General features: G+C 41.9%; 11 protein-coding genes. 4 read left to right on the top strand and 7 right to left on the bottom strand.

From position 1 onward, the window contains the following. A partial coding sequence (locus IM450_RS15330) for a zinc ribbon domain-containing protein (protein WP_287669966.1) occupies positions 1-201 on the top strand: 201 nt, incomplete at its 5' end. Positions 202-211: 10 nt separating this feature from the next. Here the strand turns inward: IM450_RS15330 and IM450_RS15335 are convergent. The 4 genes from IM450_RS15335 to IM450_RS15350 all read right to left on the bottom strand — a co-directional run bounded on the left by IM450_RS15335 (position 212) and on the right by IM450_RS15350 (position 3,250). Further along, entirely contained in the window at positions 212-550 is a 339-nt protein-coding gene (locus IM450_RS15335) for a hypothetical protein (protein ID WP_004267992.1), read from the bottom strand. Continuing rightward, positions 522-1,109, bottom strand: a complete 588-nt coding sequence (locus IM450_RS15340) for a Panacea domain-containing protein (RefSeq protein ID WP_287669968.1) — start codon at positions 1,107-1,109, stop codon at positions 522-524. The genes IM450_RS15335 and IM450_RS15340 overlap by 29 nt, the downstream gene beginning before the upstream one ends. Positions 1,110-1,243: 134 nt before the next feature. After that, entirely contained in the window at positions 1,244-2,014 is a 771-nt protein-coding gene (locus IM450_RS15345; protein ID WP_287669970.1) for an HAD family hydrolase, read from the bottom strand. 42 nt (positions 2,015-2,056) lie between these two features. Beyond that, entirely contained in the window at positions 2,057-3,250 is a 1,194-nt protein-coding gene (locus tag IM450_RS15350; RefSeq protein ID WP_287669972.1) for a hypothetical protein, read from the bottom strand. A 370-nt stretch (positions 3,251-3,620) separates the two neighbouring features. Between IM450_RS15350 and IM450_RS15355 the strand changes: the two genes are divergently transcribed. After that, entirely contained in the window at positions 3,621-4,253 is a 633-nt protein-coding gene (locus IM450_RS15355) for a Uma2 family endonuclease (RefSeq protein WP_287669974.1), read from the top strand. 48 nt (positions 4,254-4,301) lie between these two features. Here the strand turns inward: IM450_RS15355 and IM450_RS15360 are convergent, their stop codons facing one another. Continuing rightward, complete coding sequence (locus IM450_RS15360; RefSeq protein WP_004267983.1) at positions 4,302-5,282, bottom strand: ABC transporter ATP-binding protein; 981 nt, start codon at positions 5,280-5,282, stop codon at positions 4,302-4,304. Between the two features lie 280 nt (positions 5,283-5,562). Here IM450_RS15360 and dacB point away from each other — a divergent pair, with 280 nt between their 5' ends. After that, positions 5,563-6,450, top strand: coding sequence for a D-alanyl-D-alanine carboxypeptidase/D-alanyl-D-alanine endopeptidase (gene dacB, locus IM450_RS15365; protein ID WP_287669977.1), 888 nt, complete (start codon positions 5,563-5,565; stop codon positions 6,448-6,450). An 81-nt stretch (positions 6,451-6,531) separates the two neighbouring features. Here dacB and IM450_RS15370 read toward each other — a convergent pair whose 3' ends face one another. Beyond that, entirely contained in the window at positions 6,532-6,798 is a 267-nt protein-coding gene (locus tag IM450_RS15370; protein WP_002739044.1) for a DUF6761 family protein, read from the bottom strand. Between the two features lie 245 nt (positions 6,799-7,043). Continuing rightward, positions 7,044-8,009, bottom strand: a complete 966-nt coding sequence (locus tag IM450_RS15375; RefSeq protein WP_149977018.1) for a M48 family metallopeptidase — start codon at positions 8,007-8,009, stop codon at positions 7,044-7,046. A 779-nt stretch (positions 8,010-8,788) separates the two neighbouring features. On the opposite strand from IM450_RS15375, the gene IM450_RS15380 reads away from it, so the two are divergent. Further along, positions 8,789-9,311, top strand: a 523-nt coding sequence (locus tag IM450_RS15380; protein ID WP_425590319.1) for a calcium-binding protein, incomplete at its 3' end; no start/stop codon positions are given.

The raw sequence follows: 9,311 nt of genomic DNA on the forward strand, positions 1-9,311 counted from the left end.
AAAATGCCGTTAAATGTTCGAGAATGGGATTGTCCAGACTGTGGAACACACCATGACCGAGATATTAACGCCAGTAAAAACATTTTGGCCGCAGGGCTTGCGGTGTCAGTCTGTAGAGCGACCATAAGACCAGAACAGAGTGAATCTGTTAAGGCAGGTGCGGAACCCCGCAAGGGAAAGAAGCAGAAACCTAAATCGTGAGGTTTGGGAATCACCGTCCGTTTACGGCGGTGAGGATGTCAAGGCTGTAAATCCAAACCAGTTTAATTGTGTAGGTAGTCGCGCTCACCAAATACATTAATCTAATTTGCCCCGCAGCACCTTTTGAAACCCGGATATCGAGCTTGTGAAAAGTCCAGCCTTCCGGCAACTGAATTTTCCCCGGTAGAGGTTCCTGGCGGGAGTTATGGGGATATTGGTCATCGATTAAATCCTCTAAAGTTTTGGCAATAAGTTCAACAAAGCTATTTTTGTGAACTTTTGCCAGTTTTTTGAAAGAGCGCTCGAAGTTGTCAGAAGATTCAATCGAGAAGGGAATTGAGCCAGTCATGCACTTCTCCTTTCCCAATACGATGAGAAGATTCCGTCGCCAATGCCTCCTTCAAAACTTCAGACATGGCTGCTTTGTAGGCCGGATGTTCCTGTTCTATCAAATCAAGCTTTTGATAACCTAATGCTTTCATATCATCAAGGAGAATTGGCTCTGTGGAACTTTCTTCTGGTAGCAGACCTTTACGAGCCTTTTTCCAGGGAAATTCCGCGTGAGTCATATCACTCAACCGATAGGCGTGGTAGTTACCGAAATATTGCCAAATTTCTGCTAAAAGTTCTTTTTTCTCCGATGGCAGCCCAGACAGGCATTCTTGGCGAGGAATTGGTAATTGTTCAGCCTCAAAATCACTGTAGAACTTATAAGCAGCAGGACAAACAGGACCGTAACGCCATGCTTGAATTTCCTCCTTAAACAATGGTTCATCGTATAGGGCCAAATGCAAGCTCTGTGCATAATATAAAAGCTTTTGGACTTTCATATTAGTCATTTCAGCGTCTATACCATCCTCGTAAGCTCTGATAATAAAGTAGCGAGCCACAGTCAGGCAGTCAATCATAGCTCCACAAAATTTCTAAAATATCGACCTATGGCCATTGTAGAAGAAATTGACAATTAGTACAAGTGTATGAAGAAAGCTTAACAATGCTCATGGGGTAATGGGGGAAGTTTTAATATTTTTCGTCACCGACTTTACCAGTGGGTGAAGTCTGCCGCAAATTGAGATAGGGATAACAGTTTAATACGGGTATCTTGAGCGACTTTTTGGCGCATTTGGACGGTATTATAGCCCCAATCGGCTAAATATAAGCCCACGTCGTTTAAATCTGCTTGTTGCTGCACTAATTCCAAAGCATCGAGACGATCCTCGACAAACCACAAATTAGCGGGAGATTCGGGTAAATCAGCCAGTATTTGCTGAATAGTCAGGTATTTCGGCTGTTTAATTTCCTTGCCAATTAATCTCGCTGCCGGAAAATTAATTGCTACTTTTTGTAACAATTGCTTGACAAAACGACTTTCTTTTGTAGTGATAATATAAACCAAAAAATCCGAGTCTAAAAGAGAGGCCAGGCGATTGATCGCGGGTTGATAAAATTGATGTAAGGCTAACCAAGACTCTAGATCCGACTCAATCCATCGATCCCTAAGACCATCGAGAGCATTTGAGAGAACTTTTTTCGCTATTTTCTCCCTTTCTAGCAGATTTTGAGCAATTGACGGCCAATTATTTAAAGCTTCCTCGTCGGGAATACCGAGAACGAGCGATCGCAACAGTAAAGGCATTTCCCAACCGGTTTCGATAACGGGACGAAGTTGCGAAAACCTCGGGAAAAAATCCTCGGGAATTATTTCCGGCCAAAGGGTTTCATAGGTGCGTTTGCTAATCTGAAAATACTCGATCATGCCATCACAAAGAACACCATCAAAATCGAGTGCTAGAATACGGGGGGATTGACTCATAAATGCTGGCTTAATCTCAATAATGGCAGTATAGCGCAGCTATTAGCTATTCTTTGCTTCATCGTTGACATAACATAGCTGTCTGATGATTTCGGTGACAGAATTTTTCAGTCCCTCTACATGAATCCAGCCCACATATACAGCATATACGATATTTTGATGATTGTCCTGTATATAAACATGATGAACACGATATAAATCTGAGCTTAAATAAATATAACCACTGGCATCTTTAAATTTACCTTCTAGTAATATTTTTTCTTTTAAAGGTTTCATTTTTGCCAGATCTTTAGTCACTCCAGATATTTTAGCTATTCTTTCTATGGCAAGCTCAACACAGGTGTTATCACTGTAACTATTGCCATGATTATAATCGTGCTGATTAAAATAAATTGTCTCTACTATATTTTTAGCCACTTTATCTGATGTTAGGTAATAGGTATGAGCATTAAGGGAATTTAAGACAACGGCAGCAATTTCTACAGAATCAAAAATATTGCCAGTCGCTTCTAGATAATAATCGCTCATTAAAATCTTGGATACATCGGTTATAGAATCAAAAAGAGGACGAATTGGATAAGCGATAATATCGGAGGAATTGATCAGATTATTCCAGAGCAAACGCTGGCCTTGATGCTGGGTAATAAATTTTTCAATTTGATTAGTATCAATGCCTAGAGTTAGATTTAAAAATGGGATCGGTGAACCCATTGTTGTTACACTAGATAGGGAAACTTTGCCCCGCTCTTTACCGATAAGATCACGAATTTCATGAGCGGGATCTTTAGGATCAAAACGCTCAGAAAATAACAGATCCCAAAGGATTACAGTACCCAAAGAATGGGCGACTATATGTAATTCGGTTTCCCGGGGATAAGCTTGAATAAGATCGATTAATTGATCGGCAATAATGCGGCGAATTTGGGTTCCTCGATCGCTGCCTAAATAGGTAAATGCGTCACCAATAAAATAAGATAAATACTCTTTTCTAAAATTTTGATAGCGAAAGGATTGTTCGGGATTAAAATTACTATTTTTCTGTTTTTGTGTCTGTAATTCTTGCTCGATATCTCGCCATAACTTTTCGGTTCCTTTGAGAACATTTCCCCAAAAACCTGCATAACAGTAGGGAATCGCCTGATTTTTGCGTTTACATTCTTCTTCAATTAGTTTGATTAATTTATTGGCATAACTAGCATCTCTTGTGGCCACTCCATGAATAAAGTAAATAAGCATAATAGATTTATCTCAATAACCGTTGATCAGAATCGGCTCTCTTGGATTTGGTAGGTAAAATGTATTCTAAGATACATTCCTCCTAGCGAGGGGATGGAACGAACCACAAAGACACAAAGGACACAAAGATTGATCGATCATATAGTAAGTTAAACTTATCACACACAACCTAGAAGAGCCTCGGAATCTCTCTTAATATACCCTTCTAGCTTCAGAAAAATATCAGTATGGAGCGAGATAGAGTAATATATAATTAATGCGATTTGTCAAGAGATGGTCGCTTAGGCCTTGCTAACCCAGCCGACGAATTGCCATATAATACAAATGCCCGCTATTATATAATTATATTTTTCCCTTTTAACTTAGTCCTATGGTTTCACAACTAGATAAAACTAACGTTACTGAAATTATCTACCCCGATAGCGATGGTCAACCCATGGCCGATAATACCCAGCAATTTCGTTGGATCACAACAATTAAAACTAATTTAGACTGGCTATTTCGCGAGCAGTCTGATGTCTTTGTTGCGGGGGATTTACTTTGGTATCCCGTGGAAAATGATCATAAACTGCGTCAAGCGCCGGATATCATGGTGGTTTTTGGGAGACAAAAAGGGGAAAGAGGTTCCTATCGACAATGGCTAGAAAATAACATTAGTCCCCAGGTGGTTTTTGAAATCCTCTCTCCGGGTAACACCCTCACGGAAATGGCCAAAAAACAGCTATTTTATGACCGTTATGGGGTCGAGGAGTATTATCTTTATGATCCCCATAAAAACGATGCCAGTGGTTGGATAAGAGGCGAAAATCAGCTAGAAATTCTTGACACCCTTGATCATTGGGTTAGTCCCCGTTTAGGCATTCGTTTTCAGTTGGGGGAACCAGAAATGTTGCTTTTTTATCCCGATGGACAAGCTTTCACCAGCTATAACGAGGAAAAACAACGAGCGGAAAGATTAGCCAAGAAACTGCGGGAATTGGGCATTAATCCTGACCAAATCTGAGAGAATGTTTCTGGGCTACTATTAAAAACGGATTTGCTCCGAGAGTGCCTATTGACTAGAGGTCATACCGCGCTGACGTAATTGGTCGATAAAAAATTCTTCTAGGGAAGCACGAGCTAAATTAAGACTAATCAAGCGAGCATCCATACTAGACAGGGCAGCCAGAAAAGCATCGGGTTCTCCCTGTAATTGTCCGTGCCAAAAATTATCGCGCCAATGTAAACCGAGTATCCATTGCTGTAGTTGATCCTCCCTACCACCTTGAACAATCACCTGATAGACATCAGCACGACCGAGAATTTGGTCGAGGGAACCAACACAGAGTAATTCTCCCCGAGCTAACAGGGCAATGCGATCGCAAATTTGTTCCACATCGGAGAGAATATGAGAGTTAAAAAAGATAGTTTTCCCCTGTTGTTTGAGGGATTGAATAATTTCTCGCACCTGATAGCGACCGATAGGGTCGAGTCCCGACATCGGTTCATCGAGAAAGACTAATTCGGGATCATTGATTAATGCTTGAGCTATACCGATCCGTTGCATCATCCCCTTAGAATATTGACGCAATTGTTTTTTCTGGGCAGTTTTGCGGTCTAATCCCACTAAATCCAATAATTCAGGAATGCGTTTTTTCTGCACAGAAGAGGGAATCTTAAAAATGCCGCCGATTAATTGTAGGAATTCCCAGCCGGTGAGATAGTCGTAGTAGTAGGCATTTTCGGGAAGATAGCCGATGCGTTGCCTGACCGAGCGATCGCCAATTGGTTGACCGAGAATCAAGGCCCGTCCGGAAGTGGGTCGGACAATCCCCAAAAGGGTTTTTAAGAGCGTGGTTTTGCCGGCTCCGTTCGGGCCTAATAATCCAAAGGTTTCGCCCTCATGGACAATTAAAGTACAGTTTTTCAAGGATTCGATTTTCTTATTTAACCAGAATCCCGTCCGATAAGTTTTTTGTAAGTTTAACGTCTCTAGAACAGTTTGACGGCTGGTATTCGTCATTGTTTTGGAGTCATCTGAGACAGAATACATGGGTTTTACATCCCTTTTCCTAGACTTTGCTTCTATTATCCCCAAATTGTCATCAGCAATGTCAACAGTATCAAAATAGCACGATTTTGGAACCCAGAAAAATTCCAAACGGTCTTGAGAAGCGGTATCAGTGCAGTTCCGGGCTATGACAAGCTTTCTTCTCTGGCATTGGTGTGAATTAGCCGCTAAAATCTGTTAGAAAGGTAACGTTGACACTTGAGCGGCAACTGGTACAATAGGGCGAACGCTTACGGAAACCAGACTCTTACACAAACACAGCATGAAACAACTCCTCAACTGCCTCAATTCCCTGACAGTGGCCAGTGTAGCCACTATCGCTTTGGCCTACCCTAGCATCGCTCAAGTTAATCTCTCCGTTTATCCCCCTCCTTCCTCGTCGAACGAATCCATAGAATTATACGTTCCCCCGCCAGAAAACAATAACATCGATAATACCTGTACTCAATTGATCGGGGCAAATATCGATAAAATTATCGGTCAAGCTCCCAATCAGTGGGGTATATTAATCGAATCTATAGATCGCCAAACAGTTATTTATAGTCATAACGCTGATCGCTATTTTATCCCCGCTTCTAATACAAAGTTATTTACCACGGCTGCCGCTTTACAGGTGATGAACCCGGAAACGACAATTCAGAAAAAATCCCTGCGCGATTGGGTTAATATCACTAATCAGAGAAGTAATAATTTCTACGCTGACACTCTTTTTCGCTTTATCGGCGGTGCTAAAAATGTTACTGCCATCTTGGCACAATTGGGCATCAATCCCAGTGGTTTTCGTTTAGCCGATGGTTCGGGATTATCCCGCCGTAATACCGCTACTCCCCGCTCGATCGTGGAAATTTTGCGGGTGATGTATTATTCTCCTAATCGCGATACTTTCTATGCTTCCTTACCTGTGGCGGGAATTAGTGGCACCCTGAGAAACCGGATGCGTCAGACGGCCGCCACTGGCACAGTTTACGCTAAAACCGGCACTCTTACCGGTGTGCGGGCCCTATCGGGTTATCTAGAACACCCCAACCAAGGACCGATGTTATTTAGCATTATCGTTAATAATCAACGGGTTTCCGGACAGGCCCTGGTGAAAGCGATCGATACTATTGTTCTACAGATGACCCAATCTCGTTCCTGTCAAGCTCAGTAAATCTCTCGTAAAAATCCCCAATTGTCCTGATCAGCTGTCCGCGCATTTAAATTGCTTGTGGAGATGAGGCAAGAGTAAAGGTTAATAATAGCCATAATCTGCCTCAGTTTGGGTTTGGGTTTGGGGGGAGAGATATTCAAAATTAGAAGGATCTCGCAGAAAACGAAATATTTCTTCTTCGAGACGATGAATTAGATAGGGTTCTATGGAACTAGAATCGCGTAAACAGGCTAAATAGCCTTCTACATATAGCCGGATCTCATCAAAACGGGAGCCACGGTGCCAAAGATCCACCATGTCATCGGTTAGTCTTTGATAGTAACGAATGGATTGGGTATCTTGGAGCATGGGCAGTAGAACAAAAAAGAGAGAGTGGGGGTAAGTGTTTATGGATCATCGTAGGGAGAATTGCCATTCTCGGTCCCCGATACCTCTATTGTACTCACCAAATCGGCAAAACACAGACAAGAGAATTTTCAGTGATCAGTAAAGGGTGTGGGGTGTGGGGTGTGGGGTGTGGGGTGTAGGGTGTGGGGAGAAGGGAGAATAAATAAAGGCAATCTCCTGAATCCTGTCTCCTGCCTTCGTATAGATTATTCAGGGTTTCTTTGTCTTTTTGCCCGTTCAATTTCTGCTTGTAGTTCTGCTATTTGTCGCTGCAATCTTTCGCTTTCCCTATCATTAGCATCAACATTAATCGAGCTTTTTACCCCTGTTTTGGCATAGTTTCCCCGGCGAATTTGACGATAGGATTCCGAGTTAAACCATTCCTGTAGATAATGCACTCTTTCTACGGAAAAAGGATGGGTTAAAAAGGAACCATTACCGCCATTATAAATGATAAATTTATAAATCTGGTTTAAGTTATCTTGGTCTAATTGTCGGTAGGCCTCCCCTTGGCGAATAAATTCTTCTAAGTTGCATTCATGCAGGTATTTTTGACTTCCTCCTGCACATTTCATTAAAGTTCTCAGGACTAAATTTAAATCATCGGTAACTAATAAAGCGGCTCTGTCTGCGGATAATTCGGCTTTTCTTCGCCATTCATAAAAGGCATAAACTAGACCAGTAGTAATGGCTTTTCCTAGTCCTAAGGTGATGTCTCCAAGCAAATTAGCCGCCCCCATCACCCAAAAAGACAGTTGAATTAAAATACTATGATCGCATTTTAAATGTCCTAATTCGTGGGCAAGAATTACCCGAATTTCTTCTTCATCTAAGAGGTCTAAAAGGGCAGTATTAAAGACAATGTAGGGATGTTCAGAACCCAAAGAATAGGCATTCGCTGAAGGGTTTTGACTGACATAAAGATTCGGTTCTGGGGACATATCTAAATCCCGCAGACATTGGCGATAGATACCGTATAAAGTGGCGTATTGACGCGGGCCGACTTTTAGATCATTGCCCATCAATAAAATTTGCTGGGGACGTTCATAGAGATATTCGGAAAAACTTTTCGCTAATAAGTCAAACCCCGGAACTGATCTTAATGCCTGTTCAGCCTGCTGATCTAGGGGATGTTTAAAAGCTTGACTGGAGATATCAGGATAAGTTGGCATATTAATAGAATAAGAAAGTCAAAATTTCTCCTAGATTATACCAATTTTCAATAATCGTGACTAACATCTGAGAGCGAAATTCCCTTTTCAGAGAGCAATTGCGCTTTGAAATGATCAACTAAGTCTCTCATTACTTTTGAAAAATGATATTAGTAAGTAATTGGTTTCAATTAAATTGAAGATAGATTTTGTCTTTGATTCCCCCTGCCCCCCTTGATCAGGTAGGGTCGTTTCATTCTCTCAAATGTCATTCTCTCAAATCCTTATCTGGCAAAGTTTTTAGTCGATTTCTCGGAATAAATATCTGAAAATTTTTCAAAACGTCGTGCTTTGCTTACCTCATAAGCGATTAAAGGTAGCAACAAAAGAATTAGATTCGGAGAATGAATCAGTCCTACCTTTAATCAGGGGGTGTCTGACAATTTTTAACAGCCACCTACTTATTACTTCCGATTTTATCGCTCAATCCAAGCCCTTGCGGTATTCTACCTCCCAACCCCCGTTGGGGAGGAGAAGACTGTGATCAGAGTGCCGTCCCCAAACGCCAGCGCACATTAGCTTTTTGGTGAGATGCTTACAGGTACTTGTTAGTATATGTGTATTAAATGAGAGTCACCGATAATTGCCGATTGTGGCTATTTTCGCCAGTATGAGATGCACCCGTCGTCGGGATAGGGTGTTTCCACGAACAAATATTAAGTTTTATTAAGGGATTTACAAAACTTAACTAAACTACTAATATTTTTACATTAACATTTCTTGACATTAACTGTCGTAATATGCCTCAAACCTACATCGACTTCTTAGGCCTCAACTCTTTCACGGCACTAGCTGTGGATAACTGGACAATTCTGGGCTTGACGGGCAATGACACGCTCACGGGTAACTCTCTCGCAGACACCATTGAGGGTGGTGTTGACAACGACAGACTCTTTGGGCTAGGCGGTAACGATGTCCTTAATGGTGGTGATGGTGATGACTTCCTCGACGGCGGTAGTGGGGATGACTATCTTTCAGGGGAAATTGGCAATGACACTCTTTTTGGCAGTTTAGGCAGTGATTTTTTTAATGGTGGTACGGGGACTGATGTGGCCAATTACGGCAGTTTTGGCAGCAGCATTATCCTGCTACCGACTGGCTCTGTTCTCAAAGGCGGTGGAGCCACAGATCAACTGTTCCAAGTTGAAACTATCATTGCCAACGCTGGATTTAGCAACAATACAATTGATGCTTCCGGGGCAGCATCTCCCGCGTCTATTAATGTCAATTTAGGCCTATCGACTAACAATTTGCAGGTATTGG

This window comes from Microcystis sp. M083S1 (assembly GCF_020246405.1).
Classification (GTDB): domain Bacteria; phylum Cyanobacteriota; class Cyanobacteriia; order Cyanobacteriales; family Microcystaceae; genus Microcystis; species Microcystis aeruginosa_C.